Source organism: Streptomyces sp. enrichment culture, assembly GCF_964273255.1.
In the GTDB taxonomy this organism is placed as follows: Bacteria; Actinomycetota; Actinomycetes; order Streptomycetales; family Streptomycetaceae; genus Streptomyces.
Window position 1 is genome coordinate 5,039,415 of record NZ_OZ186835.1, and the last position, 25,385, is coordinate 5,064,799.

The 25,385-nt window shown below is 73.6% G+C and carries 23 protein-coding genes; 4 read left to right on the forward strand and 19 right to left on the reverse strand.

The features are described from left to right. Window positions 1-4: 4 nt before the first annotated feature. Window positions 5-922, reverse strand: coding sequence for an SGNH/GDSL hydrolase family protein (locus tag ACSU53_RS21830; protein ID WP_437030188.1), 918 nt, complete (start codon window positions 920-922; stop codon window positions 5-7). Between the two features lie 309 nt (window positions 923-1,231). Here ACSU53_RS21830 and ACSU53_RS21835 point away from each other — a divergent pair, with 309 nt between their 5' ends. Beyond that, the gene (locus ACSU53_RS21835; protein ID WP_437030190.1) at window positions 1,232-1,726 is read left to right on the forward strand and encodes a DUF3145 domain-containing protein; all 495 of its coding nucleotides are present in this window, start codon (window positions 1,232-1,234) and stop codon (window positions 1,724-1,726) included. 246 nt (window positions 1,727-1,972) lie between these two features. Here the strand turns inward: ACSU53_RS21835 and ACSU53_RS21840 are convergent, their stop codons facing one another. From ACSU53_RS21840 to fasR, 5 genes are all read right to left on the reverse strand, one after another. Further along, on the reverse strand, window positions 1,973-3,244 hold the full coding sequence (locus tag ACSU53_RS21840) for a beta-ketoacyl-[acyl-carrier-protein] synthase family protein (protein ID WP_437030192.1): 1,272 nt from the start codon (window positions 3,242-3,244) through the stop codon (window positions 1,973-1,975). An 87-nt stretch (window positions 3,245-3,331) separates the two neighbouring features. Then, the gene (locus ACSU53_RS21845) at window positions 3,332-3,580 is read right to left on the reverse strand and encodes an acyl carrier protein (RefSeq protein WP_004988657.1); all 249 of its coding nucleotides are present in this window, start codon (window positions 3,578-3,580) and stop codon (window positions 3,332-3,334) included. Between the two features lie 102 nt (window positions 3,581-3,682). Then, window positions 3,683-4,714, reverse strand: coding sequence for a ketoacyl-ACP synthase III (locus tag ACSU53_RS21850; RefSeq protein ID WP_205076723.1), 1,032 nt, complete (start codon window positions 4,712-4,714; stop codon window positions 3,683-3,685). 19 nt (window positions 4,715-4,733) lie between these two features. Then, the gene (locus ACSU53_RS21855) at window positions 4,734-5,657 is read right to left on the reverse strand and encodes an ACP S-malonyltransferase (protein ID WP_437030193.1); all 924 of its coding nucleotides are present in this window, start codon (window positions 5,655-5,657) and stop codon (window positions 4,734-4,736) included. A gap of 89 nt (window positions 5,658-5,746) precedes the next feature. After that, window positions 5,747-6,952, reverse strand: a complete 1,206-nt coding sequence (gene fasR / locus ACSU53_RS21860; RefSeq protein ID WP_437030195.1) for a fatty acid biosynthesis transcriptional regulator FasR — start codon at window positions 6,950-6,952, stop codon at window positions 5,747-5,749. 88 nt (window positions 6,953-7,040) lie between these two features. On the opposite strand from fasR, the gene ACSU53_RS21865 reads away from it, so the two are divergent. Beyond that, complete coding sequence (locus tag ACSU53_RS21865) at window positions 7,041-7,700, forward strand: pirin family protein (protein ID WP_437033328.1); 660 nt, start codon at window positions 7,041-7,043, stop codon at window positions 7,698-7,700. A gap of 27 nt (window positions 7,701-7,727) precedes the next feature. On the opposite strand, the gene ACSU53_RS21870 is transcribed toward ACSU53_RS21865, so the two are convergent. Together ACSU53_RS21870 and ACSU53_RS21875 are read right to left on the reverse strand one after the other, a co-directional pair. Further along, the gene (locus tag ACSU53_RS21870; protein ID WP_437030197.1) at window positions 7,728-7,991 is read right to left on the reverse strand and encodes a DUF397 domain-containing protein; all 264 of its coding nucleotides are present in this window, start codon (window positions 7,989-7,991) and stop codon (window positions 7,728-7,730) included. Further along, window positions 7,957-8,799, reverse strand: a complete 843-nt coding sequence (locus ACSU53_RS21875) for a helix-turn-helix domain-containing protein (RefSeq protein WP_437030199.1) — start codon at window positions 8,797-8,799, stop codon at window positions 7,957-7,959. The genes ACSU53_RS21870 and ACSU53_RS21875 overlap by 35 nt, the downstream gene beginning before the upstream one ends. A gap of 80 nt (window positions 8,800-8,879) precedes the next feature. Here ACSU53_RS21875 and ACSU53_RS21880 point away from each other — a divergent pair, with 80 nt between their 5' ends. After that, window positions 8,880-9,290 (forward strand): ATP-binding protein, encoded by a 411-nt coding sequence (locus tag ACSU53_RS21880; protein ID WP_437030201.1) that lies wholly within the window; start codon window positions 8,880-8,882, stop codon window positions 9,288-9,290. Between the two features lie 61 nt (window positions 9,291-9,351). Here the strand turns inward: ACSU53_RS21880 and ACSU53_RS21885 are convergent, their stop codons facing one another. The 8 genes from ACSU53_RS21885 to ACSU53_RS21920 all read right to left on the reverse strand — a co-directional run bounded on the left by ACSU53_RS21885 (window position 9,352) and on the right by ACSU53_RS21920 (window position 21,583). Beyond that, complete coding sequence (locus ACSU53_RS21885) at window positions 9,352-10,605, reverse strand: serine hydrolase domain-containing protein (protein ID WP_437030203.1); 1,254 nt, start codon at window positions 10,603-10,605, stop codon at window positions 9,352-9,354. Window positions 10,606-10,839: 234 nt separating this feature from the next. Next, window positions 10,840-12,414: a S8 family peptidase gene (locus tag ACSU53_RS21890; protein WP_437030205.1), complete on the reverse strand. Its 1,575-nt coding sequence runs from the start codon at window positions 12,412-12,414 to the stop codon at window positions 10,840-10,842. A 464-nt stretch (window positions 12,415-12,878) separates the two neighbouring features. Continuing rightward, complete coding sequence (locus ACSU53_RS21895) at window positions 12,879-16,028, reverse strand: hypothetical protein (protein ID WP_437030207.1); 3,150 nt, start codon at window positions 16,026-16,028, stop codon at window positions 12,879-12,881. A 2-nt stretch (window positions 16,029-16,030) separates the two neighbouring features. After that, window positions 16,031-17,917, reverse strand: a complete 1,887-nt coding sequence (locus ACSU53_RS21900) for an HSP90 family protein (RefSeq protein ID WP_437030208.1) — start codon at window positions 17,915-17,917, stop codon at window positions 16,031-16,033. Window positions 17,918-18,346: 429 nt separating this feature from the next. Next, window positions 18,347-19,327 (reverse strand): hypothetical protein, encoded by a 981-nt coding sequence (locus ACSU53_RS21905; RefSeq protein WP_437030210.1) that lies wholly within the window; start codon window positions 19,325-19,327, stop codon window positions 18,347-18,349. Window positions 19,328-19,460: 133 nt separating this feature from the next. Then, entirely contained in the window at window positions 19,461-20,174 is a 714-nt protein-coding gene (locus ACSU53_RS21910) for a DinB family protein (RefSeq protein ID WP_437030212.1), read from the reverse strand. A 98-nt stretch (window positions 20,175-20,272) separates the two neighbouring features. Continuing rightward, on the reverse strand, window positions 20,273-21,094 hold the full coding sequence (locus tag ACSU53_RS21915) for a serine hydrolase domain-containing protein (protein ID WP_437030214.1): 822 nt from the start codon (window positions 21,092-21,094) through the stop codon (window positions 20,273-20,275). Between the two features lie 18 nt (window positions 21,095-21,112). Continuing rightward, a complete protein-coding gene (locus ACSU53_RS21920) occupies window positions 21,113-21,583 on the reverse strand; it encodes a GNAT family N-acetyltransferase (protein WP_437030215.1) in 471 nt (156 codons plus the stop codon). A 165-nt stretch (window positions 21,584-21,748) separates the two neighbouring features. Between ACSU53_RS21920 and ACSU53_RS21925 the strand changes: the two genes are divergently transcribed. Beyond that, window positions 21,749-22,300, forward strand: a complete 552-nt coding sequence (locus tag ACSU53_RS21925) for a MerR family transcriptional regulator (RefSeq protein ID WP_437033330.1) — start codon at window positions 21,749-21,751, stop codon at window positions 22,298-22,300. Window positions 22,301-22,453: 153 nt separating this feature from the next. On the opposite strand, the gene ACSU53_RS21930 is transcribed toward ACSU53_RS21925, so the two are convergent. The 3 genes from ACSU53_RS21930 to ACSU53_RS21940 all read right to left on the reverse strand — a co-directional run bounded on the left by ACSU53_RS21930 (window position 22,454) and on the right by ACSU53_RS21940 (window position 25,363). Further along, window positions 22,454-23,302, reverse strand: coding sequence for a DUF4429 domain-containing protein (locus tag ACSU53_RS21930; RefSeq protein WP_437030217.1), 849 nt, complete (start codon window positions 23,300-23,302; stop codon window positions 22,454-22,456). Between the two features lie 66 nt (window positions 23,303-23,368). After that, complete coding sequence (locus ACSU53_RS21935) at window positions 23,369-24,586, reverse strand: alpha/beta hydrolase (protein ID WP_437030218.1); 1,218 nt, start codon at window positions 24,584-24,586, stop codon at window positions 23,369-23,371. A 114-nt stretch (window positions 24,587-24,700) separates the two neighbouring features. After that, a complete protein-coding gene (locus tag ACSU53_RS21940) occupies window positions 24,701-25,363 on the reverse strand; it encodes a TetR family transcriptional regulator (RefSeq protein ID WP_437030220.1) in 663 nt (220 codons plus the stop codon). Between the last annotated feature and the right edge of the window lie 22 nt (window positions 25,364-25,385).

Here is a 25,385-nt window from a genome sequence, read left to right on the forward strand (position 1 = left end):
AACATTAGGTCACGGGCCCCTCGGCCGTGACCGCGCGGTGGGCGATCTCCGCGAGCCTGGCCTGCCCGTCGACGCTGGGGTGGAAATAGTCCCAGCGGCTCAACTGCCGCGTGCCGAACCGGAACGCGTGCACCGCGCCGCCGTCGTGACGGCACCGGCGGTCTTCGGCGCACACCTCCGCCAGCACCCGGTTGTAGTCCTCCACCCGCTGCCGCACCGTCTCCCGGCGCTGGACCGCCGCAGCGTCCACCGCGTCCGGGTCGGCCAGCATCGACGGGCAGATGCCCAGCTTCCACACCTGCTTGGCCATCGGGCTGGTGCGCCCCTGCGACCACAGCCGCTTCAGGTCCGGCACGCTCGCCACGTACACCTGCGTCTTCGGCAGGGCCGTGCGCAGCCGCCGCAGGGCGTCCTCGAAGTTGGCGCGGAACTCCTCGACCGGCGTCATGGCCGACGGGGTGGGCCGGCAGGCGTCGTTCGCCCCGATCATCACCGTCACCAGCTCCGGACGGCGCCGCACCGCCCGGTCCATCTGCCGGGGCAGGTCCGCCATCCGCGCGCCGCTCACCGCGTGGTTCCAGCTCCGCTCGGCGGCCCCGGCCCGGCCCAGCAGCCGGACGGCGAGACTGTCCACCTGCTCGCCGGTGCCCGTCGCCCACGACACCTCGGGGCAGTCCGACAGCACCCCGCACGCGTCGAACCCGGTGGTGATCGAGTCGCCGACGGCGGCCACCGACGCCGGGCCGGTGTCCCACGACGGCGTGGGGCTCGGCGACGGGCGCCCCTGCCGCGCTCCCGAGCCGGACGGCGCCGGATCACCACCGCCCACCGCGTCGCACCCCGCCACGCCCAGCACGGCGGCGGCCACCACGGCCAGGACGGCCCGCGCGCGGCCGCCGTGCCGCCGCCTGTCCTGCTCCATACCGCCGCCTCCCCGCGTGTCGCCCTGATCCGGTCGTGTCACCGCCGCGGGCCCGCCGCGCCGCGGACCGCCGCTCCCGTCATCGTCCCCAACTCCCGGCAAAGACCGAGGGTTCCCGCCGCGCGGAGGCAACGCCACCCGCCCGGGCACGCGTCCTGCCGGGTGAATGGCGGATGTTTCCCGGCTCCCGGACCGACGGTACGTCACACTCCTTGCGCCGACGCACGGTAGCCTCGCCATCAACGTGACCGGCCCGGTCGCGGCTGTTCCGCCCGCCTACGAGATGTCCCGCCCAGTCCGGAGGTTCCGGTGACGACACGTGGAGTTCTGTACGTGCACTCCGCTCCGCGCGCGCTGTGCCCGCACGTCGAGTGGGCCGTCGCCGGTGTGCTCGGCACGCGCGTCAGCCTCGACTGGATCCGCCAGCCGGCCGCCCCCGGCACCTGGCGCTCGGAGTTCTCCTGGCAGGGCCAGGCCGCCACCGCCTCCAAGCTCGCCTCCGCCCTGCGCGGCTGGCAGATGCTCCGCTTCGAGGTCACCGCCGAGCCCAGCCCCAACGCCGAGGGCGAGCGCTACAGCTGCACCCCCGACCTGGGCATCTTCCACGCGGTCACCGGCATCCACGGCGACATCCTCATCCCCGAGGACCGCCTGCGCGCCGCCCTCCTGCGCTCCACGACCGGCGAGACCGACCTCGAGTCCGAGATCGCCAAGCTCCTCGGCAAGCCCTGGGACGACGAACTCGAACCCTTCCGCTACGCAGGCGAAGGCGCCCCCGTCCGCTGGCTCCACCAGGTCGTCTGACCCCCCGGGTCACGCCCCCAGGGGCGCGGGGAACCGCGCACAGCACCGCACCCCCGTGCACAAGCGACCCCCGGGCCACGTCCCCAGGGGCGCGGGGAACCGCGCACGAGACCCGAACCCCCGGTTCACAGTCGACCCCCGGGTCACCACCCCAGGGCCGCCAGGCACCGCGCACAGAACACATCCCAACGGAAAGGGGGGCCCCGCCCACAGGCGAAACCCCCCACCCCGTCAAGCCGACGGCAGTCACACCGTGCGGAACGCCAACACCACGTTGTGCCCCCCGAACCCGAACGAGTCGTTCAGCGCAGCGATCCGCCCGTCCACCGGCAGCTTCCGCGCCTCCCCCCGCACGACGTCCGCGTTCGCGGCCGCCTCGGGGTCCAGGTTCTCCACGTTGATCGTCGGCGGAGCCACCCGGTGGTACAGCGCGAGCACCGTCGCCACCGACTCCACACCGCCCGCACCACCCAGCAGGTGCCCGGTCATCGACTTCGTCGCGGACACCGCCATGTGGTCGGTGTCGTCGCCGAACACCTTCCGCAGCGCCTTGAGCTCGGCGATGTCCCCGGCCGGCGTCGACGTCGCGTGCGCGTTGACGTGCACGATCTCCGCCGGGTCCAGGTCGGTGCGGTCCAGCAGGCTCTGCAGGGCGTGCGAGATGCCGCGCCCCTCCGGCTCGGGCTGCACGATGTCGTGCGAGTCGGCGGAGATGCCCTGGCCGACGGCCTCCGCGTAGACGCGGGCGCCGCGCGCGGCGGCGTGCTCGGCCGACTCCAGGACGATGACGCCCGCGCCCTCACCGAGCACGAAGCCGTCCCGGGCGACGTCGTAGGGGCGCGAGGCGCCCTCGGGGTCGTCGTTGTTCTTGGACATCGCCATCATGTTGCCGAACGCGGCGATGGGCAGCGGGTGGATCGCCGCCTCCGTGCCGCCCGCGACGACGACGTCGGCACGGCCGGTGCGGATCATCTCGATGGCGTAGCCGATGGCCTCCGCACCCGACGCGCACGCCGAGACCGGCGTGTGCACGCCCGCGCGGGCGCCCACGGCCAGGCCCACGTTCGCCGAGGGGCCGTTCGGCATCAGCATGGGGACGGTGTGCGGGGAGACGCGGCGGACGCCCTTCTCCTTCAGCACGTCGTACTGGTCCAGCAGGGTCGTCACGCCGCCGATGCCGGAGGCGATGACCGCGCCCAGCCGGTCCGGGTCGACCTTGGGGTCCTCACCGGCCGGACCTTCGTAACCGGCGTCGGCCCACGCCTCCTTGGCCGCGACCAGCGCGAACTGCGCCGAGCGGTCCAGGCGGCGGGCCTGCGGCCGGGGGATGACCTCGGTGGGCTCCACGGCCACCGGGGCCGCGATACGGACCGCCTGCTCGGCGGCCCACTCCTGCTCCAGGGGCTTGACGCCGGATCGTCCGGCGACCAGGCCCTCCCAGGTCGAGGCTGCGTCGCCACCCAGCGGTGTGGTTGCGCCGATACCGGTGACGACCACGGTGCGATTGGTCGGGCTCATCGGAATTCTTTCTCCAACGGATCTACGAGGATTCGTACGGCGCCACCGCCGGGTGGCGGGGCCGGGGGCTCCCGGCCCAAGCAGGGCTCAGGCCTGGTGCTTGAGGATGTACTCGGTCGCGTCGCCGACCGTCTTGAGGTTCTTGACGTCGTCGTCGGGGATCTTGACGTCGAAACGCTCTTCGGCGGCGACGACGACCTCGACCATGGACAGCGAGTCGACGTCCAGGTCGTCGGTGAAGGACTTGTCCAGCTGGACGTCCTCAACCGGGATGCCGGCGATCTCGTTCACGATCTCCGCGAGACCGGCGACGATCTCTTCCTGAGTGGCGGCCATGATGGCGCTCCTTCGCAGTGATTCCAGAGGGTGTGGCGCCCGCCGCGTCAGCGGCAGGTGTTGCGGTTCCCGTACCGGACCGGGTGATCCGGCACGGAGTGCCTAGGGGAGGGTAACGACCGTAGCGGCGTACACGAGACCCGCCCCGAAGCCGATGACGAGCGCGGTGTCGCCGCTCTTCGCCTCGCCGGTCGCCAGGAGCCGCTCCATCGCGAGCGGGATCGAGGCGGCCGAGGTGTTGCCGGTGGTGCGGATGTCACGGGCGACCGTGACGTGCTCCGGCAGCTTCAGGGTCTTCACCATCGAGTCGATGATCCGCACGTTGGCCTGGTGCGGGATGAAGACGTCCAGTTCGTCCGGGCTGACGCCGGCCGCGTCCAGCGCCTGCTGGGCGACCTTCGCCATCTCGAACACGGCCCAGCGGAACACCGCCTGGCCCTCCTGGGTGATCGCCGGGAACTTGATGTTCCCCTCGCTGTCCAGGGGCAGTTCGGAGACGTCGCCGACCCTGTACCGGTCCCATGGGACGGTCTGCTTGATGGTCTCGGACTTGTCGCCCTCCGAGCCCCACACCGTCGGGCCGATCGCCGGCTCCTGCGAGGGGCCGACGACGACGGCGCCCGCGCCGTCACCGAACAGGAAGGCCGTGGCCCGGTCCTCCAGGTCGGTCAGGTCGCTGAGCCGCTCCACGCCGATCACCAGCACGTACTCCGCCGATCCCTCGACGACCATGCCCTTGGCGAGGGTGAGTCCGTAGCCGAAGCCCGCGCAGCCCGCCGAGATGTCGAAGGCGGCGGCCTTGTCCGTGCCCAGCTTGTCCGCGATCTCGGTGGCGATCGCCGGGGTCTGGGCGAAGTGGGACACGGTGGAGACGACGACGGCGCCGATCTGGCCGGCGCTGATCCCGGCGTCGGCGATGGCCTTGCCGGACGCCTCGACCGACATCGCTGCGACGGTCTCCTCCGGCGACGCCCAGTGCCGGGTCTCGATGCCGGAGCGCGAACGGATCCACTCGTCGGAGGAGTCGATCGTCTCCAGGATCACCTCGTTGGGCACCACACGCGTGGGCCGGTAGCCGCCCACGCCGAGGATGCGCGCGTACGGGGCGCCCTTGCCGGGCTTGATCTTCGCCATGCGGGGCTCCTTAGGGCGATCAGGCGGCGTGCTCGGCGATGAGCTCGCGGGCCGCGTCGAGGTCGGCGGGGGTCTTCAGGGCCAGCGTCTTCACACCCGGCAGGGCGCGCTTGGCCAGTCCGGTCAGGGTGCCGCCGGGGCAGACCTCCAGCAGCGCGGTGACCCCGAGCTCCTTGAAGGTCTCCATGCACAGGTCCCAGCGGACCGGGTTCGCCACCTGGCCGACCAGGCGCTGGAGCACCTCGTCGCCGGTCGCGACCGCACGGCCGTCCTTGTTCGAGACGTAGGTGACCTTCGGGTCGCCCGGCGTGAGGGCCTCGGCGGCCTTCGCCAGCGTGTCGACGGCCGGACCCATGTGGTGGGTGTGGAACGCGCCGGCGACCTGGAGCATCACGACCCGGCGGACGCCCTCGGGCTTGTCCGCCTCCAGCGCGGCCAGCTGCTCCTTGGTGCCGGCCGCCACGATCTGGCCGGCGCCGTTGATGTTCGCCGGGGTCAGCCCCAGCTTCTCCAGGTGCGCCACGGTGGCGTCGGCGTCGCCGCCGAGCAGCGCCGCCATGCCGGTCTCGGTGATCGCGGCCGCGTCCGCCATGGCCAGGCCCCGCTTGCGGACCAGGGACAGCGCCGCGGTGTCGTCCAGCACGCCTGCGAAGGCGGCGGCGGTGATCTCACCGACGCTGTGACCGGCGACCGCCCCGGGGGCGACGTCCGACAGCTCGCCGAGCGCCGACGCGGACAGCAGCCCGGCCGCCACCAGCAGCGGCTGCGCGACGGCCGTGTCGCGGATCGCGTCGGCGTCGGCCTTCGTGCCGTAGTGGGCGAGGTCGAGTCCGATGGCGTCGGACCAGGCGGCGACGCGGTCCGCGGCACCGGGCAGGTCGAGCCATTCAGTCAGGAAGCCGGGCGTCTGAGCGCCCTGGCCGGGAGCGACGAGTACGAGCACTCTCACACTCTCTCTTGGGGACGGCCGGGGCCGCCCGTGAGGACAAGGACGAAGAACACGAGGGGCTTTTGTGGAGCCCCGACAAAAGACTATGACTGAAGATCGCCATCAGCCAGACGCCCCAGGATCAGGGCGATCCGCAGTGTGAACGCAGAGCGTACATCGGAGGGTGACCAACCGGTGACGTCCGTCACACGTCGGAGCCGGTACCGCACGGTGTTGGGGTGAACGAACAGCATCCGCGCGGCGCCCTCCAGACTGCTCGCCTGCTCCAGATAGACGCTCAGCGTCTCCAGCAGAGCGGCCCCGGCCTCCTCCAGCGGTCTGTAGATCTCCTCCACCAACTGCTCGCGCGCGGAAGGGTCTCCGGCCATGGCGCGTTCCGGCAGCAGGTCGTCGGCGAGGACCGGGCGCGGCGCGTCCTGCCAGGCGGTGCACGCCTTCAGACCGGCCGCCGCGGCCTGCGCGGAGCGGGTCGCCGCCAGCAGGTCCGGCACCACCGGGCCCGCCACCACCGGCCCGGCCGCGTACGGGCCGATCAGCGACTTCGCCACGGCGAGCGGGTTGTCGCTGCCGCCCGCGATCACCACCAGCCGGTGGCCGAGCACCCCGGTCAGCACCTGCAGCTTGGCGTGCCGGGCGGCCCGCCGGATCGCCTCCACCGTCAGCTCCGAGTCGCCGTCCGGCGCGGTCCCCAGCACGACGCACACGTGCTCCGGCGAGTTCCACCCCAGGGCGGCCGCCCGCGACACCGCGCCCTCGTCGGCCTCCCCGCTGAGCACGGCGTTCACCACCAGCGACTCCAGGCGCGCGTCCCAGGCACCCCGTGCCTCCGCGGCCTGCGCGTACACCTGGGCGGTCGCGAAGGCGATCTCCCGCGCGTAGACGAGGAGCGCCTCACGGAGGATCGACTCGTCGCCCGGGGCGGCCACCTCGTCGATGGCCGACTCCATGACCTCGATCGTCGTGCGCACCATCTCCACGGTCTGCCGCAGCGTGATCGCCCGGGTCAGCTCGCGCGGCGCCGTGCCGAAGACGTCGGTGGAGATGGCCTGCGGGGCGTCCGGCCGCCGGAACCACTCGGTGAACGCGGCGATACCCGCCTGCGCGACCAGCCCGATCCAGGAGCGGTTCTCCGGTGGCATCGCCCGGTACCAGGGCAGGGTCTCGTCCATGCGCGCGATGGCCTGCGCGGCGAGACTGCCGGAGGACTGCTCCAGCCGCTTCAGCGTCGCGGCATGCGGGTGGGCGGGGCGCACTGCGGCGTCGGGCTTACTGGTTTCGGGTTCGGGCACGGGGACAAGACTGCCTCATCCGGGCAACCGGGTGGCCCGCCGGGTCCGCGACGGCCCCCGCGGGCCCGGGGCTACGGTGGACGGCGTGATGCACGTACGGCGCGCCGACGAGCGCTACCGGGGCGGCGACCCGGCGGCCGGGATCACCACCCGGCACGCCTTCTCCTTCGGCCCCCACTACGACCCGGACAACCTCCGCTTCGGCGCGGTGATCGCCTGCAACGAGGAGCACCTCGCCCCCGGCGCCGGCTTCGACGAGCACCCGCACAGCCACACCGAGATCGTCACCTGGGTGGTCGAGGGCGAGCTGACCCACCGCGACTCCACGGGCGAGGAGACGGTCATCCGCCCCGGCGACGTCCAACGCCTGAGTGCCGCGTCCGGCGTCCGCCACGTCGAACGCAACGCCGGCCCGGAACCGCTGGTCTTCCTGCAGATGTGGCTGGCTCCGCTGGAACCGGGCGGCGAGCCCTCCTACGAGGTCGTCCGCGGCATAGCCGATTCCACCCCCTACGCCCTCCCCGAGGCCGGCGCCATGCTCCACGTCCGCCGCCTGGCGGCGGGGGAGCGGACGGCGGTACCGGACGCGGCGTACGTCTACGTGCACGTGGTGCGGGGTGAGGTGACTCTGGACGCCGACAGCCTGGGCCCGGGCGACTCTGCGCGCCTCACCGGTACCGAGGGGGTCGCGGCGGTCGCGGGTGACGCGCCGGCGGAACTGCTGCTGTGGGAGATGCGGGGAGCCTGAGGCCCGGAACGGGCGGCGCCCGTCCGCTCAGCGCAGCCCGTCGACGAACGCCTGCCAGGCACCGGCCCCGACGGTGACGACCGGCCCGGCCGGGTTCTTGCTGTCCCGGACGGGGACGGTGCCGGTGGGGCAGGCGGGGGCTGCCTCGACGCAGTCGCCGCCGTTCGACCCGCTGTACGAGGAGGTGCGCCAGGCCGCGCCGCCGGTGACGGTGCACTCCACGCAGTCACCGCCGTTCGGTCCGCTGTAGCTGGACTTACGCCACAGGGTCACGCTCTGTTCGGTCTTCATAGCGTTCCTCCACTACGCGGGCGATCAGCGCCGCCGAGTCCCGTACGGAGAGGGCGGCTGCCTGCAAGTGAGCGTAATGGAGACTGGCTTCCTTGATGGTGTCCGGGTTTGCCGTCATGTGGCCGGCCATCATGTCTTCGGTGTAGAAGACGTCCGGGTGGTCCTCGAAGCGCAGGATGTTGAAGGCCCCGGCGAGGCCGGGGTGTTCGCCGGCTGTCAGGGGGAGCACCTGGATGCGAATCCACCGGTGCGTGCTCAACTCCACCAGATGTTCCAGTTGGCCTCGCATCACATCACGCCCGCCGATCGGCCGGTGGAGTACTGCCTCGTCCAGGATCACCAGTGTCAGGGGCGGACGCTCCCAGTCCAGAATGCGTTGCCGTTCGATCCGGGCGGCGAGCAGCCTGTCCAGCTGCTCGTTCTTGCCGGCGGTCAGCACAGCCCGCGCGTACTCCTCCGTCTGCAGCAGCCCGTAGACCAACTGCGCCTGGTAGGTGGAGATGTACGCCGCCTTCGCCTCCATCTCCGCGTACGGCTGGAACCACGTGGGCAGTTGGCTGCGCAGGACCAGGCCGATCAGGCGGGAGAAGAGGCCGTCCGTGCCGAGTGCCGCGTCCACGCGTTCGGAGAAGTCGCGGGTGGGGACCTTCTTGGTGGTCTCGATCTGGCCGATCAGTGACCCCGTGCAGAAGATGATCTCGCCGAGCTGGCCTTGTTTGAGGCCGTGTGCCTCGCGCTGGCGGCGCAACTCCCAGCCGTAGTAGTCCAGCGGGGAGGCAGTGGGGTCGAGCGACTGGATGTTGACCACGGCGGCACCTCGGTTCAACGCCTCGCGGCGTTCGTTTCGTTCCGTAGTCGAGCGTATGCGTTGAGTTGCAGCATCGTGGTGTGAATCAGACAACTGGTCCGCAGGCGGCGGGCGTCCCCAGCGAGTACCGTGCCGAGTTCGCCGTGGGAAAGCACTCGGCACGGCATCTGCGCCGCATCCTGCGGCTGTATCTCGTCGGCTCGGGGCTGGCCGAGGTGGCCGACGCCGCCGAGCTGGCGCTCACCGAACTGGTCGCCAACGTCGTACGGCATGTGCCCGGCCGGCACTGCCGGATCTGCTTTCTGCTGTTGCCCGGTGGGGTGCGGGTGGAGGTCGCCGACGGCTGTCCGGAGCTGCCGGTGAGGGGCGCCGGGGACGGGCTTGGTGAGGGTGGGCGGGGGATGGTGATCGTCGACGCGGTGACGGACCGATGGGGGGTGAGTGTCCCGCCCGACCGTCACGGCAAAACGGTGTGGTTCGAGTGCCGGTGACCCGGGAGGCAGGGACCCGTTCCCGACTGCGCCACCCCTGGTCGCGGGGGTGCGCCCCCGGTCACCCGCGCTTCCGGTCGCCGCACACCGCCCGGTCCAGCAGGCGGACCGCGGCGTCCGCCTGCTCGAGGAACCGCTTCTCGTCACCGAAGCGCGTGGTGAAGACGGCGGCTGCGGCCGACACCCGGCCGTCGGACGTGACGGCGGTCTCGGAGGCGGTGCCGAAGGACGTGCCGCCGTGGTGCCAGATACCGCCCTCGCAGCCCTCGGCCGGGCGCCAGGCGAGGCCGAGCCCGTAGCGGGTCCTGCCGTCGGTGGCGTAGTCGGGCGCCGGGACGGTGGTGCGCATCTGCTTCAGCTGCTCCGGCGGCAGCAGCCGGCCGTCCATCAGGGCGCGCAGGAAGGTGTTCATGTCGCGGGTGGTGCTGATGATGCCGCCGTCCGCGCCGCCGCCCACGGCCAGCGTGGTGTCGGTGAGGTCGTCCTGGCCGGGGAACTGCGTGTACCCCGTGGCCGTCGGCATCGGCACGTACGGCGAGGTGTCCGGTATCAGCGTGCGGCGCAGCCCCAGCGGCTCGATGATCCGGTCGTGCACCTCCTGCGCCCAGGGGTTGCCCGTGGCCTTCTCGATGACCATCCCGAGCAGCACGTAGTTGGTGTTGGAGTACGCCCACCGCGTCTCGGCGCCCGGATCGTCCGCGTCCGGCAGCCAGCCGGGGGCGCGCTCCATCGCCAGGGCGACCTGCTCCTCGGGGGTCTGCGAGCGGAACCGCTGTGCGTGGAAGCGCTCGGGTGTCAGCTCCGCCGGGTCCTCGAAGGCGATGTCCGTGTAGTTGGCCAGGCCGCTGGTGTGCTGGAGCAGGTTGCGCAGGGTGATGCGGCTGCCGTCGTTGCCGTTGCCGGAGACCACCCCGGGCAGCCACTGCTCGACGGTGTCGTCCAGGCTCAGCGTGCCCTCGCCGACGAGCTGGAGCGCGGCCACGGCCGTGAAGGTCTTGGTGTCGCTGCCGATGCGGTAGTAGGCGTCGAAGGGGACCCGGCCCCCGTCCTTCAGGCTGGCGGTGCCGGACCGGGCCAGCGTCTCGCGCCCGGCCGCGTCACGGGCGCGCACCGTCAGCCCGGTGGCTCCCGTGTCCCGTACCGCGTCCGCGTCCCGCTGCAGCCGCGACCGCGCGTCCCGGTCGGCGCCCATGGCCTCGGCCGTGGTGCCCGGCCCGAGGAGCGATGCGGTCCCGATCGCGGCGAGCCCGGCCACGGCCAGCCCCGCACGCCACCGTCCGGACCGGCCCCACCGCGCACTCTTCGTCGTCTCCATGACAGGAACGCTACGGAGGGCCGGCGCCGCGGCCCATACGGCTGGCGGCCCGTTCCGGGGTGGTGCTGGCCCCCCTGCCACCCGGCGGCCACCACCCTCCTCGTGCGTCCTGGCAGGTGATCTGTGCTCGCCGCGTGGAATGCGGCCGTGCGGCCCTCTGACGGACCGCCGGCCGGACAGGGCTCCGCCCCGGCAGGGTGATCCCTGCCGGGGCGGAGTGGGCGGTGCGGGGCGTCAGAAGGTCAGGCCCCAGCTGTTGATGTAGCCGGTGTCGCCGGAGTAGCTGTCGGTGACGCGGAGCTTCCACGTGCCGTTGGCGGTCTCCGAGGAGGCGTTCACGGTGTACGTGGTGTTGATGTTGTCCGTGGAGCCGCCGGTGCCGGACGACTTGAGGGTGTAGACCGAGCCGTCGGGGGCGACCAGCTGGACCGTCAGGTCACCGATGTAGGTGTGGACGATGTTCACCGGCACCTTGAGGGCCGAAGGGGCGTTGCCGGAGACGCCGGTGACGGTGATCGGGGACTCGACGGTGGACCGGTCGTTGATCCGGTGGTCCGTGGAGTTGGTGAAGGTCTTGCCGGGGGGCGGAGTGGTGCCGCCGCTGCCGCCGACGTGGAGCAGGCGGTTCGGGGAGCCGGTGCCCGGGTTGCCGACGGCGCCGGAGACGGAGCCGGAGATGAGCGCGGAGGACACCTGGGCCGGGGTGGCCGAGGGGTTGTCCGCCAGGTACAGCGCCGCCGCGCCCGCGACGTGCGGGGTGGCCATCGAGGTACCGGAGATGGAGTTGGTGGCGCTGTCGCCGGTGTGCCAGGCGGAGGTGATGGAGGAGCCCGGCGCGAAGATGTCCAGGTTGGAGCCGTAGTTGGAGTAGCTCGCGCGGGCGTCGGTGCTGGTGGTGGCGCCGACGGTGATCGCCTCGGAGACCCGGGCCGGGGAACCGGTCGCCGTGGTCGACTCGTTGCCCGCGGCGACGGCGAAGGTGACACCGGCGGCGATGGCGTTGCGGACGGCGTTGTCGAGGCTGGTGCTGGCGCCGCCGCCGAGCGACATGTTGGCGACGGCCGGCAGGACCGCGTTGTCGGCGACCCAGTCGACGCCCGCGATCACGCCGGCGGTGGTGCCGGAGCCGTTGTTGTCGAGGACGCGGACGCCCACGATATTGGCCTTCTTGGCGACGCCGTGGGCGCTGCCCGCCACCGTGCCGGCGACGTGGGTGCCGTGGCCGTTGCCGTCCTGGGCGACGTTGTCGCCGTCCACGGCGTCGTAGCCGTTGCGGGCGCGTCCGCCGAAGTCGCTGTGGGAGATGCGCACACCGGTGTCGATGATGTACGCGGTGACGCCCTGGCCGGCCGTGTCGTCGTAGGTGTAGGAGCCGCTCAGCGGCAGCGCCGTCTGGTCGATGCGGTCCAGGCCCCAGGACGGCGGGTTGGTCTGCGTCGCCTGGATGGTGAAGGTGCGGTTCTGCTCGACCAGGGCGACCGACGGGTCGGCGGCGAGGCGGGCGGCCTCGGTCTCGGACGCCTCGACGGTGTAGCCGTTCAGGGCCTCGCGGAAGGTGTGGTCGACCTCGGCGCCGTGCTTCTTGGCGATGCCCTTGCCCTTGGCGGAGGCCGCCTCGGTGCCCGGCTTGAGGGTGACGATGTAGCTGTCCTCGACCGCGTTCGGGGCGTCCGCGTGGGCGATCGGTCCGGTCGCGGGTTCGGCGGCGTGCGCGGGCAGGGCGGTGAGCAGGCCGCCGGCCAGGGCGACCGCGGCGACGGATCCCATGCCGGCGATCGATCTGCGCTTGGCGTTTCGCTTCGCTGCCATCGGGGGGTTCCTCCTCGGAGGGTGGGGAGTGTGGGGGAGGTGCGCCCGCGGGGGACGCACGGGGCGGACGCCCGCCCGGATGCGTGGACGGACTTTAGTCAGGTACATGCCAAACGCGGACGCTTCGTCCGTGATCACGTGTGCCTGTCGCCAGGCGAAAGATTGATCGGTCTACGCGGATTGCACAAGAGGTGGACGGCAGCGTTAACGCCGCTGTCACGCAAGGGAACTGACGCAAGACGCCCATTGCAGCTGACACAAGGTCACCAAACGGTACAGGCGTGCCGGGTAAACGAGATCACTGTCACAGGGCGGACGTGGAACCGCTTCCCCGCATGTCACGTCCCCTTCGCACCGGTCCGTTCCGCGTGGCCCCATCTGGGCAGTCCCGGCCTTGCCGGTCCCGAGGAGGGCCCGGCGGGGGGACGGGGCTGCCGCCCACCGTCCCCCCGCCGGGCACCGTCTCACGCCTCGTCGCGCAGCTTCGCCGCCAGCTCGGTCAGCGCCGCCGCCTCCTCCGTGTGGCCGAGGCCCGTCAGCAGCGGCACCGCCGCGTCGAGCCGGGCCAGGGCGGGGGCGGTGCGCTCCAGGTAGATGCCCTCCACGGCACCCGCGAGGCGCACCGTCTCCGCCCATTCCCCGGCCTGCTCGGGATCCCCGCCCGGGTCCCCCAGCAGCCCGAGCGTCCGCTCCAGCGAGGCCAGGGCCTCCTCGTAGGCACCGGCGTAGGCGTTGACCCGCCCGTGCTCGTAGGCCAGGGCGGTGTCCAGGGACCGACCGTGCGCCTGGTAGCCGACGGCGCGGGCCTCGTCGGCGACCCGGGCGGCGTCGGCGAGGAAGGCACGGGCCTCGGCCAGGCCGTCCGGGCCCTCCTGCTGTGCCTTCAGCCGGGCGAGTTCGCGCAGGCAGTTGCTGAGGGGCTCGTAGCGGGGCTCGCGGGCGTGCGCGGCCAGCGCCTGGTCCACGACCTTGCGGGCCTGCCCGAACTCGCCCGCCTCACCGAGCAGTACGGCGGTCTCCGCGGCGATCATGGCGTGGCTGCCCGGATCGTCGTCCCAGCCCGCCGACTCGGCCGCGAGGGCGACGAACTCCGCCGTGGCGGCCTTCAGGTCGTCCCCCGCCCGCAGCGCGCGGGCCCGGGTCAGGCGCAGCTGGGCGACGAGCCGGTCGTCCAGCTCCCCGGCGACGACGTCCGGCTCGACGAGCAGGGAGTCGAGCAGCGCGATGGCGTCCTCGACGCGGCCGAGGTCCAGGCTGAGCTGCGCCGCGTTGCTGTACGTGCAGAACGCGTCGAACCGGTCGCCCCGGCGCAGGTCCTGCTCCGCCGCCCGGCTCAGGTGCCGCAGCGCCTCCTCCGGGCGGCCCAGGTGCATGCAGGTCTCGGCCAGGTCGGCGTGCAGCCGGGAGGTGTCCATCGCCCCGGCCGGCCACTCGGCGGCCAGCCGCAGCCCCTCGGACAGTTCGGAGTACGCGGCCTGCGGGTCCCCGAGCCCGAGGTGCAGTCGGCCGCGCAGGGCGAGCGCCCGGGGCAGGTGCCAGGCCGGGCCGTGCTCCTTCAGCCGGGCCAGGAGCCCGTCGGTCTCCGCGAGCGCGACCGGGAGCTCGCCCGTCAGGGCGTGGGTGGTCGCCCGCAGGATCAGCGCACCGGCGATCTGTCCCGCGAGGTCGTGCCGCGTGGCGAAGGCGTGCAGCAGGTCGATCTCGGCGCGGGCCGCCGCCGCGTGCTCCTCGTCGCGCGAGGTCTGCAGGCGCAGGCCCAGCGCGGTCGCCCGCAGCCGCAGCAGACGCCCTTCCTGGTACGGGGCCAGCCCGGCCGTCTCCTCGTGCAGCTCGACCAGGGCGGCGTGCGCGGCGGTGAGCGCCGCGACCTGCGCCGCCCTCGCCTCGTCGGCGCCGGTGGAGGGGGTGGGGGCGGGCGCGGGCGCGGGGGCCGGAGCACCGGCGGTGTCGGACGTGTCGGCCGCGGCACCGGCACGGGCATCAGCACCGGGACCGGTACCGGCATCAGCACCGGGACCGGCATCAGCACCGGGACCGGTACCGGCATCAGCACCGGGACCGGCACCGGCATCGGAGGTGTCCGGCGACGGCGGCAGCTGCGCGGCGGCCAGCAGGGCGTTCGCGCGGGCGAGGGCCGCGTGGCCCGGCAGGTCCGCGTCCTCGTACAGGCCCGCGGCCTCCTCGTGCAGGGCGACGGCCTCCGCGTAGGCGTCCCGCAGGCTCGCCCGGCCCGCCTCGTCGGACAGCAGGTCCGCGTGCAGCCGCACGCGCGGGCCCACCGCCGGGTCGTCGGGGTGCGCGTAGTCGCGGGCCGCGACGAGGGTGCGCAGCCGCTCCCAGCACGCCTCCGCGTCCGGATGCCCCTCCTCCTCCAGCGTCCGTGCCCGCACGACGAGGTCGGCCACCGACTCCTCCGCGTCACCGGCGCCCGCACGGGCCGCCGAAGCGGTCGCCGGGGCAGCCGCGGTCGGCGCCGGCGCCGGGGCCACGTCGTCCAGGCCGCGCGGGCGCAGGGTCAGCTCCAGCGCGTCGAGCAGCGGGGCGCGCTCCAGGCGGGCCCGGCGGCGGTCGGTGTGGGCCGGGGTCCCGTTGCGGGCGTCGAAGCGGGCGGCCAGGCCGTCGGCGCGGTCGCGTGCGTCGGCGCGCAGCGCGCTCACCGTCCAGGCGCGCCCCGCGGGCCCGGCGGCCGGCAGGTCACCGTGGCCGAGGTCCTCGACGCGCTGGAGCAGGACCTCCACCCCGGTGAGGAAGTCGAGCACGTCCCGCGGCGAGTCCACCTCGTCGAACAGGGTCCGGTTCTCCGCGAGCAGTTCCAGGCCGCGTGCCTCGTTGCCGGTCAGCGCGCAGAACTCCAGGTGCCGGCCCACCTCTCCGGCCATCGAGGGGTCGCGGCGGCAGGCCCGGTACCCGGCGAGGTGCAGGGAGCGCGCCTCGTCGGCGCGGCCCAGCCGCAGCAGCGGCAGCAGCGCGTAGGAGACGGACCGGGCCGGCTCCTCCCGGCAGGACTCCTCGCCGGCCAGGACGGGCTCCCAGGCGCGCAGCGCCCGCTCGTCGTCGCCCGCCGCCAGGTGGTACAGGGCGCGTTCGCAGGTCTCGCACGCCTCGCAGTCGCTGAGCCGGGAGCGGGACCGGCCCGCCCACAGCTCGTAGGCGAGGGCGGTGTCCTCCCCGGTGTGCGCGGCGAGCTGGTACGCCTGCCCGTAGTACGGCTGGAGGTCCAGCCCGGCCCTCTCGTAGCGGTCGCGCATCTCGGTCAGCCACTGGCGCAGGCTGGTCAGCGGTATCTCGGGCAGCGCGCGCAGGGCGTTCGCGACCCACTTGAACCGCCAGAACAGCTGGTGCCGCAGCCGCTCGTCGAAGACGTCGGGCTGCTCGTCGAAGAGGGAGAGCACCCGGGCGAAGACGACGGGCGACTTCCGGGGCTCGGCGCCGTAGGTGTACGCCTCGTGGAGCTCCAGCAGGGCGTCGATCAGCGGCCGGGTCTCCTGGAACTGCTCGGCGGCGTCGACGAGTTCCTCGGCGATGACGGTCCGGGTGCGGCCGTAGGGGCGCGCGTCGTTCTCCCGGAGGGCCTCGTACAGCTCGTCGGTGGTCTGGGGTGCGGTGGTCGGCATCGTCAGCTGTCCTTGCGCAGGGCGTGGGCGAGAAGGTCGAGGAAGGAACGGTTGATCAGACTGGACTCGGCGGGCCGGAGCGGACGCCGGGACAGCAGCGCCGCCTGCCCGTACAGCGCCTCGGCGCTGGTACGGGCCAGCTCCGGCTCGTCGATGGCGACGGCGGTGCGCACCAGCGGGTTCAGCTGGTTGAGGATCAGCTGGGCGCGGGGCGCCTCCTGCTGCAGGGCGCCCAGGATGTCGCCCCACAGGCCGCCCTCCTGCTCCCGGGCCAGGCGGGACCGGGTGCGTTCGTGCCGGGCCTCGCGGCTGTCCACCAGGAGCGCCGGGGCGGAGGCGGGCTGGAAGGTGCGCAGCGCGACGTCGCAGTCGAAGACGGCGAGGGCGTCCCGGGCCTGCGCGAGGTAGGCGGCGGCGGCCAGTTCGGTCTCCCGGTCGACGGGGTCGAGGTGGGCGGTGAGGGTCGCCGGGTCCAGGTCGGCGACGTTCGTCTCCGGCCGGATCTCGGGCAGCCGGTGGACCAGTTCCCGGTCGTAGGTGTAGCCGCCGTTGACGACGCCGAGCCCGGCGGCCGAGGCGATGGAGGCGACCTGCCGGAACTCCTCCACGCTGGACGTCACCAGCACGGTGGCGTGGGTGCGCGCGAACTCGTCGAGGGTGCAGTGCCCGTCGGTGGTCTCGAACGGCAGCCAGGGCAGCAGCATCCGCAGGATCTCGTCGTCGTGCACGGCGAGCGACTTCACGGCCAGGTGGTGCGCCTGGAGGAAGCGGCCGAGCAGCTCCGGGTCGCTCGCGGCGGCCCGGGCGATCCAGGCGCGCAGCCGGTCGGCGAGGGCGTCGCGGACCGCGGCGAGGGTGTCGTCCTCGTACAGCGCCTCCCGGGACGCGGTCGGGCGCAGGCTCTCGGCGTCCACGACGCAGCGGACGAAGAACGCCCACTCCGGCAGGATCTCCTCGGCCTGCTCGGACAGCAGCATGCCCTTCAGGTGCACCCGGTGGCCGTGGCGCCGGCCGGCGGGCACCGCCTCGGGCAGGACGCACGCGACACCCTTCAGCCCGACGGCCGGCAGGTCCAGTTCGATGGTGTCCAGCGGCGTGAACCCGAACACCTCCTCGCCGTACGCGGCCAGCGCGCGGGCCCGCGCCCCCGGCGTCGGGTACGACCGGGCCCAGGGTGCCGCCTCGGGGTTGACCGGGGTGCCGGTGCCGCCGCCCGGGCCGGCGTGGAAGGTCACCGGGTGGCGCAGCAGGGAGCCGAAGTGCCGGGCCAGGGTGAGCACGTGAGCCGGACGCGTCCACTCGGCCGCGTCGGCGCGCGGCGTCAGCGTGACGGTGGTGCCGGGCCGGGGGCGGGCGGAGGCCGGGAGGGCGCGCACGCTGTAGCTGCCGTCGCCGCGTCCCCGCCACTCGACGGCGGGCGCGTCGGGCGTGCGGGCGGAGCGGCTGAGCACGTGGATCTCGTCGGCGACCAGGAAGCAGGAGAGCAGGCCGATGCCGAACTGGCCGATGAAGTCGGCCCGTTGGTCGATGATCCGCCCCATGCCCCGGACGGGCTCGTCCGGGGAGGCTCCGGTGGCCCGCTTGCTGCTGCGGCCGATCGTGGCGAGGAAGGCGTGCACGTCGGCCTCGGTGAGCCCGACGCCGTCGTCCTCGACGCGCACCACCTCCCCGTCGGCGTACAGGCGGATGCCGAACGCGTCGGCGGGGGCGTCCGGGGCGAGAGCGTGCCGGGCGGTGAGCGCGTCCACCGCGTTCTGCATCAGTTCCCGCAGGTAGACGCGGGGGCTGGAGTAGAGGTGGTGGGAGAGGAGGTCGACGAGGCCGCGCAGGTCCACCTGGAAGGTGCGGTCGGCGCCGGCCGGGCCGGGGGCGGTGTCGGGCAGAGTCATCGGGCAGTCCGGGGGTGGGAGAGGGCGAACAGGGGAGCAAGGGCGAACAAGGGTGAGGAGGGCGAGCAAGGGCGAGGAGAGAGGAGAGGGGAGACAGGGCGGGAAGGGCGTGGAGACAGGGTGGGGCTGCCGACGACGGATACGGGATGGGCCGCGGGCGGCCGGAGGGACGGCGGGGGCTGCGGGCGGTCGCCCGTCTCCGTCCGTTGCCGTCGGACCTGCCGTCCTCGACCGGTTCCCGATCATCCGGCCTCGATCAGCCGGGCATGAACGGGCGGGACGGGCGACCTGGGCGGAACCGGCGGTCCGGGCGGGACGGTCGGCACCGGCGGTCCGGGCCGGACGGTTGGCGCAGCCACGCGCCGACGGCGCGAAGCACCGGACGCCTGCCGCGGATGCGGCCCCGTCCCGGTGGCGTCTGCCGTGGGATCAGGCGTGGCGCCGGTAGAGGGCGTACATCCTCTCGGGCCGCGCCATGTACGTCCACGGCCACTCGGTGTACGCGCCGTCCAGTTCGTGGAAGACCCGCCGGCACACGATGCTCTCGGAGGACAGGGCCAGCGCCATGGCGAAGAGGTTGAAGTCGCCGTGCCACCCCGGGCGCCGCTCGTAGTCGGGGTGCAGGATGCTGCGCCGGGCGGCTTCCGCCAGCTCGGACTGGATCTCCGGCCGGTCCAGGCACTGCTGGTCGTCCGACTCGACCCACTCCTCGATGTGGGCCATGGCGACCAGGCAGCCGAGGCGGTGGCCCTCGGGCGCGCGGGCGGACGCCTCGCGGGCGAACGCCAGGGCCGCGCCCTGCTCGCCGCCCCAGCGGGGCTGCAGGTGCGACAGCCACTCGGTGTGCAGCTCCAGGCCCAGCGGCTCGCGGCGCAGACCGGCCTCGAACCGCGTCTCGTTGACCGTGTCGCCGAGCGACATGCCGCGCCCCGAGGTCAGCAGCCGGCGCCACGGTGTGACCCACTCCGGCCGCAGCTCGGCGGCCTCGAACAACTGCTGCTCGGCGAGGTGGAGCCGCTCGTGGAAGACCTGCCACTGTTCCCGGGACACGTCCACGGCCCGCGCACTGGTCCGTGCCTCCCAGCCCCAGACGACGTGGCGCGCCCCGGATATGAGCAGTGCCTCGGGACGGTGCTCCTTGTCCTCCTCGACGGCCCGGCCGATCCACGCCTCCACGCCGTCCACGTCGGCCAGTTCGCTCAGGACCTGGTGGTCGCGGCCGAGGTCGAACGGGGCGAGCGCTGCCTTCACGGCCTCCCAGTCACCGGCCCGGGCCGCCTCCAGCAGCGTCAGCACCCGCGAGTCCCCGAGGGCCTGGAGCGTGTACGTCCCGTTCTTCTTCCGGGGGACCGGAAGGGCGTACGGATCCGCCGGTCTCTCCCCGCCCCTGCCGAACAGCCTGCCGAACATGCCGCGCCCTCCCCTTGGTCCGCGTGCGTCCGCGACGTGTCCGCGTGACGCGTCCGCGTGATCTTGCGGTGCAGCATAGAGCGCACCACCGACACCCTTTCCACAGGGTTTTCACCGCTGCTTCACGCCGCGGTCAGCGCGACGGCCGGGCCGCCCACAGGTCGCGCAGCAGCGCGACCTCCGCCATGTGGTGGATCAACTCCAGGTTGGCGCCCGCCAGGACGGAGACGAACGGGTCGTGGGGGTCGGACCCGTAGGGGTACTGGGAGAAGCCGACGGTGTCGAGCTGTTCCTCCGTCACCTCCGCCACGCTCGCGCGCCACCGGTCCAGCAGGGCCCAGAACGCCTCCAGCGCCGGACCGGCGGCGGGGCCGAAGCGGACGATCTGCTTCGGGTCGCGGCGGCGCTCGCCGAACGTCCACTCCCAGACGCCCGCGCAGCAGAAGTGCAGGTGGCCGAGCCGCCACGCGATGGTCGTCACCGGGTTCACGTCGGGCTCCGGCTCCCCCGGACGGGCGAGCACCTCCTCGACCCGCCCGGTGCTCACACTCCAGTCCTCGGCGATCTCCGCGACCGTCATCCCGGCGGCCCGCTGCCGGGCGATCTCGGCGTACTCGCTCGCCGGGATGTCCGGGGCGCCCTGGTCGAGCACCCACTCGCCCGGCCCGAACGCCCTGGGGGTGACCGCCTCGCTCCGGCGCCGCACCGACCACCAGCCGGGCACCGGCTCCCACAGGTACTCGTCGTCGCCGAGGCCCTTCAGCCGTACCCGCGCCATCTCCCTGGCCTGGTCGAACTGGTCGAGCAGCAGGTCCAGCCGGCCCGTTCGCGTGTCCCCGGTCGCCATAGCGGCCCCCTTCGCGTCGCGTGGAGCCGGAAGGTGGCGCCCGCCGAGGGGCGCCCGCGACCGGATTTTCCCCGTGGCCTCCGGGCCGCGGCGCCGCCTCAGCCCCGCGCCTCCGCCAGGACGGCGTCGGTGAACGGCGGCCACGCCTCGACGGCCCACGGGCCGAAGGCGAGGTCGGCCAGGGCGGCACAGGCGAGGCCCGCGTCCGGGTCGATCCACAGGAAGGTGCCGGACTGCCCGAAGTGGCCGAAGGTCCGGGGGGAGGACGCCGACCCCGTCCAGTGCGGGGACTTGCCGTCGCGGATCTCGAAGCCGAGGCCCCAGTCGTTGGGGTTCTGATGGCCGTAGCCCGGCAGGACGCCCTTGGTGCCCGGGTACTGCACGGTCATCGCCGCGGCGACGGTGCGCGGGTCCAGCAGGCGCGGCGCCTGGACCTCGGCGGCGAACCGCAGCAGGTCGTCCACGGTGGACACGCCGTCCTTCGCGGGCGAGCCCTCCAGCGAGGTGCCCGTCATGCCCAGCGGCTCCAGCACCGCCTGCCGCAGGTACTCGGCGAACGGGATGTCGGTCGCCTTCTCGACGTGGTCCCCGAGCTGCTCGAAGCCGGCGTTGGAGTACAGCCGCCGCTCCCCGGGCGCGGAGGTCACCCGGTGCTCGTCGAAGGCCAGGCCGGAGGTGTGCGCGAGCAGGTGGCGGACCGTGGAGCCGTCCGGCCCGGCCGGCTCGTCCAGCTCGATCGCGCCCTCCTCGTACGCCACGAGCACCGCGTACGCCGCGAGCGGCTTCGTCACCGAGGCCAGCGGGAAGCGGTGGCCGGCGGGCCCGTGCGTGCCCAGTACGGTGCCGTCCGCGCGGACGACGCCCGCGGCGGCGGTGGGCACCGGCCAGTTCTCGATCAGCGTGAGGCTCTTCAGCGACATGCCATCGAGCCTAAGCGCTCAGAGCATCAGTTCCAGCAAGGGGTCGGGCCTGCGGGCGAAGCCGAGCGCCGTGTACAGCGGCTCGGCCTCCGGGGACGCCGTCAGCCGGACCCGTCCGGCGCCCCGCTCGCGGAACCACTCCAGCAGCGCCTCCACGCAGGCCCGCGCGTAGCCGCGGCGGCGCGCGGCCGGGTCGGTGGCCACACTGAACACGTAACCGTCCGTGCCCAGGGGGTTGCGCGCGCCGCCGATGCGGTACTCCAGCGAACCGGCGACCAGAGACGCCAGCGCGCCCGGCCGCTCCGGGTGGTCCACCACGAACGCGGCGAACGGGCCGTCCGGCTCCGCCAGCCGGGCCCGCAGCACCGGCAGCGCGTCGGCGTGCCAGAGCGTCGACGGGTCGGAACGGGCCATCGAGTCGATCATCACCTGGCGCAGACGCAGCACTTCCGGCGCGTCCTCGGGTACGGCACGGCGTACGACAGTCATACCGGGCACCGTAACGGCCGGACGGCGCGCCGCCCCACGTGTTTCCGCCGGGCTCCCGCCCGGCGTGCTTGCCCGGAGCGCACCCCGACGTTCTAGCGTGGTGGCATGACGGTGACGGAAACCACGGGCACCAGGACCGACACGGGCACCAGGACCGACACGGCCATCAAGACCGACACGGCTACGACGACCGGCACGGGGACGACGACCGACGCGGGCGCCACGACCGAGGCGAGCACGACGACCGACGCGAGCACCACGCCCGACGCGAGCACCACGCCCGGCCTCTGCGCCGGTCCGCCCCGGGACGACCGGCGGCCGGACGGCGCGGACCACTACACGATCAGCGAGGTCGCCGCCCTCACCGGGCTCAGCGCGCACACCCTGCGCTGGTACGAGCGGATCGGGCTGATGCCGCACGTCGACCGCTCGCACACCGGCCGGCGCCGCTACAGCAACCGCGACCTCGACTGGCTCGGCCTGGTCGGCAAGCTGCGGCTGACCGGGATGCCGGTCGCCGACATGGTGCGCTACGCGGAACTGGTACGCGCCGGCGACCACACCCACCCCGAGCGCCTGGAACTCCTGACGGCGACCCGCGAGAACGTGCGCACCCGGATCGCCGAGCTGCGGGGCACGCTGGCCCTGCTCGACCGGAAGATCGACTTCTACGCGGACGCCGGGGGCGCCCCGGCGACGACGCAGGGCGACGGCTGAGGGCGCAGGGCAACACCCCGACGGGCGGCCGTCCACACCCGAGCGGGAGCACACGGGCGGCCGTCCCCCCGAGGCGGGAGCGGACGGGCGGCCGGGAAGCAACGCCTGGCCGGGAGGCAATGCCCGGCCAGGCGTTGACTCCCGGCCGTCCCGCTACAGCTCCGCCAGCAACTCCGCCTTCTTGGACGAGAACTCCTCGTCCGTCACCAGTCCCGCCTGGTGCAGTTCCCCGAGGTGACGGATCCGCTCGGCGATGTCCGCCGGGTCGCGGCGGCGCGGGACCGCGGCCACCGCGGGCACCGGCTCGCTGGTGCGCGCCGCTGCCAGGACCGCCGCCGCGAACGGCAGCGACTCGTGCACCGGCCCGTACCCGAGGCCGAACACGACCGCCGCGGGATCCTGGTCGGCCTGTGCCGGCGCCTCCCGGCCGTCCCTCAGCAGCAGCCGCAGGTAGCCGTCGAAGACCTCCGGCGAGCGCCACTCCACGCCCGTCAGCTCGCCCACCGGGAAGCGCTGGTCACCGGCCTTCCACTTGGCGGAGGACGCGCCCGTCCAGAACCAGCGGAAGGACACGGCGGTGCCGTCGAACGTCGCCCGGCCGTCGTACGCCTTGAACCGGAGCGGGGCCGCCGGCGGTGCGACCAGATGGCGGTCGGCCGGACCGGACTCGGTGATGTGGTCGCACAGTTCGTCCGCGTAGTACTCGGCGAGCGTCTCCCGCTCCGCGGGCAGGACCAGCCGGTAGGGGTCGCTGTGTTCCTTCAACTGCCCGGCGGCCGCCTCCATCAGCGGGTCCGCGCCGGGCCGCGGCTCGATGCGCAGCACCACCGTGCCGCGCCGGCCGGCCGTCAGCGTGACCCCGGCGATCGCCTCGAACGGAACGCGCCGCGAGCCGAGTGCCTGAAACAACTTCGGTGTGCGAAGGCCCCTTTCGTAGCGGATGAGCACGGAGTCGGACTCGAACTCCCAGGCGGCATGAAATCCGGCCAGTACGTCACCCATGCGGCTCATCGTATGCGGCACGAGCATCTTCGTCCCCTCCCCTCGTCCAGGGCAGTTTCTCCGCTTCTACGCGCGTCCGGAAGTGTCCGTACCGGACAAACCCCTCCGGCACGCGTCGTCTTCGTGGGCACAGTCCACCGCGCGGTATGCGCCAACACCGATCTCGGCGAAATTGCGCAGACTGTCCGTGCCCGGCACGAAGTACCCGCTGTGCCCCTTCGCCTCGTGCGCGGACAGCACGCGCGCGCCGAACCCCGCGGACACCGGGTCGGCGCCGTGGCCCAGCCCGCCGACCTCCAGGTACGGCACGTCCTGCACCCAGTCGTCGGCGTCCCGCATCGCCCACACCCGTGCCGAGGTGTGCAGGTCGTCGGCCCGGTCGGCCCGCATGCCGGGGCTGCCGGCCACCGCGATGTCGGCCACCCGGCGGGGGAGCGCGTCCGCGGCCAGCCCGCACACCACCGAGCCGTAGCTGTGGCAGAACAGCGAGACGGGGGCCGTGCCGGGAAGGCCCCGCAGCAGCGCGTTCAGCCGCACCGCGCCGCTCTCCGCGCGCATCGCCGTGGCGGCGTCCATGCCGAGGCCGCGGGGTGCGGTGTAGTCGGCCCAGGCGATCACGGCGGTGCGGGTGCCGGGGGCCGCCTCGCGCTCGGCCGCGTACAGGGCCCGCGCCATGCCGACGGGGGCCGTGTGGGCGCGGCGGGTGCGCTGGAAGGTGAGCAGGTCGGTGTCGACGCCGGGGACGACGACCGAGATCCGGTCGGCGCGGCGCAGGCTGCCGAAGACCTCGGCGACCCGGCCCGAGCCGGCGGGGTCGAAGGCGAGGATGCGCCGCCCCGGACGCAGCAGCGCGTCGATGCGGTCCAGCCGCCGGGCCGCCTGGCGCCGTCCGGCGGGGGTGAGGTCTTGGTCGTGCACGCGTTTCCGTTCGACGTGGCGTGCCTGCTCCAGGGCGATCCGGTTGGCGCGGTACCGCAGTTCGACGGGGGCCCCGTTCATGTTTCCGACCGCGAGCGGGTAGCGGCGGGCGAGCAGCGCGCGCTGGGCGTCACCGAGGCCGGCGAAGAAGCGGGCCAGCCGGTCCGGCTCCGACCGCGGGTCGGGCAGCCGCTGCCCGGCGACCCGGCCGTGGGTCCACGCGTCGAGCGAGGCCGCCAGCGGGGCGGCCTCCCGCTGGCTGCGTATCGCCGTCCAGCCGGTGGTCGCCAGCATGACGAAGACGACGGCGAGCGCGAGGAGCGCCCGCCAGACGTTCAGCTGAGGGGAGGTGTCGAAGGAAGTCACTGGAAGGACACACTAGGAGAACGAGACGGTCTCGCGTCGGCCAAGTGACCGGTATCACGTTTCGGCGTGCCGGTATGGGGATGGGGTGCGGACGGTACGGGGATCGGGTGCCGATCACTCCGTGCGCCAGGTCCCCGCGAGGGCCGGACCCAGCCGTTCCAGGTACCGGGCGGTGAGGTTGCGCAGGGCGGCGGCGGTCGGCTCGTCCCCGGCGGACCACAGCCGTTCGGCGACCCGGATCCCGCCCGCGACGGCGGCGACCAGCAGGCGCGGCCGGGGGTCGTCGTCCACGTCGAGCCCCTCGCGCTCGGCGACGATGCGGGCCAGTTCCTCCTCCAGCTCCGCGGACCGCCGCAGGTGGGCGGCGAGCAGCGCGGGCGTGGACTCGATGACCCGGTGGACCCGGATGTGCAGCTCGACGGGGACGATCTGCTCCACGGCCTCGGTGATGCCGTCCCAGCTGCCCAGCACGGCCCAGCGCAGCGCGTCCAGCGGCGGCTCGCCCGGCGGGCGGGCGCGGAACGCCTCGACGACCCGCGCCTCCGCGAGCCGCTGGACGTGGAACGCGACGTCCTCCTTGCCGGCGAAGTAGCGGAAGAAGGTGCGCTGGGAGACGCCGACGGCGTCGGCGATGTCGTCGACGGTGGTGCCCTCGTACCCCCGGGAGGCGAACAGCTCCAGGGAGGCCCGGACCAGCGCGTCGCGGGTGCGCCGTTTCTTCAGCTCCCGCAGGCCCGGCCGCGGCACCCCGGTGACGACGCCACCGACCGGCTCCATGACTCCTCCTCGAACGGCTCCC

What these genes read in the sequence shown, in the direction of transcription:
- ACSU53_RS21830 (WP_437030188.1), bottom strand. Translation starts at nt 922, where the DNA reads ATGGAGCAGGACAGGCGGCGGCACGGCGGCCGCGCGCGGGCCGTCCTG.
- ACSU53_RS21840 (WP_437030192.1), bottom strand. Translation starts at nt 3,244, where the DNA reads ATGAGCCCGACCAATCGCACCGTGGTCGTCACCGGTATCGGCGCAACC.
- ACSU53_RS21845 (WP_004988657.1), bottom strand. Translation starts at nt 3,580, where the DNA reads ATGGCCGCCACTCAGGAAGAGATCGTCGCCGGTCTCGCGGAGATCGTG.
- ACSU53_RS21850 (WP_205076723.1), bottom strand. Translation starts at nt 4,714, where the DNA reads ATGGCGAAGATCAAGCCCGGCAAGGGCGCCCCGTACGCGCGCATCCTC.
- ACSU53_RS21865 (WP_437033328.1), top strand. Translation starts at nt 7,041, where the DNA reads ATGCACGTACGGCGCGCCGACGAGCGCTACCGGGGCGGCGACCCGGCG.
- ACSU53_RS21870 (WP_437030197.1), bottom strand. Translation starts at nt 7,991, where the DNA reads ATGAAGACCGAACAGAGCGTGACCCTGTGGCGTAAGTCCAGCTACAGC.
- ACSU53_RS21885 (WP_437030203.1), bottom strand. Translation starts at nt 10,605, where the DNA reads ATGGAGACGACGAAGAGTGCGCGGTGGGGCCGGTCCGGACGGTGGCGT.
- ACSU53_RS21890 (WP_437030205.1), bottom strand. Translation starts at nt 12,414, where the DNA reads ATGGCAGCGAAGCGAAACGCCAAGCGCAGATCGATCGCCGGCATGGGA.
- ACSU53_RS21895 (WP_437030207.1), bottom strand. Translation starts at nt 16,028, where the DNA reads ATGCCGACCACCGCACCCCAGACCACCGACGAGCTGTACGAGGCCCTC.
- ACSU53_RS21900 (WP_437030208.1), bottom strand. Translation starts at nt 17,917, where the DNA reads ATGACTCTGCCCGACACCGCCCCCGGCCCGGCCGGCGCCGACCGCACC.
- ACSU53_RS21905 (WP_437030210.1), bottom strand. Translation starts at nt 19,327, where the DNA reads ATGTTCGGCAGGCTGTTCGGCAGGGGCGGGGAGAGACCGGCGGATCCG.
- ACSU53_RS21910 (WP_437030212.1), bottom strand. Translation starts at nt 20,174, where the DNA reads ATGGCGACCGGGGACACGCGAACGGGCCGGCTGGACCTGCTGCTCGAC.
- ACSU53_RS21915 (WP_437030214.1), bottom strand. Translation starts at nt 21,094, where the DNA reads ATGTCGCTGAAGAGCCTCACGCTGATCGAGAACTGGCCGGTGCCCACC.
- ACSU53_RS21920 (WP_437030215.1), bottom strand. Translation starts at nt 21,583, where the DNA reads ATGACTGTCGTACGCCGTGCCGTACCCGAGGACGCGCCGGAAGTGCTG.
- ACSU53_RS21930 (WP_437030217.1), bottom strand. Translation starts at nt 23,302, where the DNA reads ATGGGTGACGTACTGGCCGGATTTCATGCCGCCTGGGAGTTCGAGTCC.
- ACSU53_RS21940 (WP_437030220.1), bottom strand. Translation starts at nt 25,363, where the DNA reads ATGGAGCCGGTCGGTGGCGTCGTCACCGGGGTGCCGCGGCCGGGCCTG.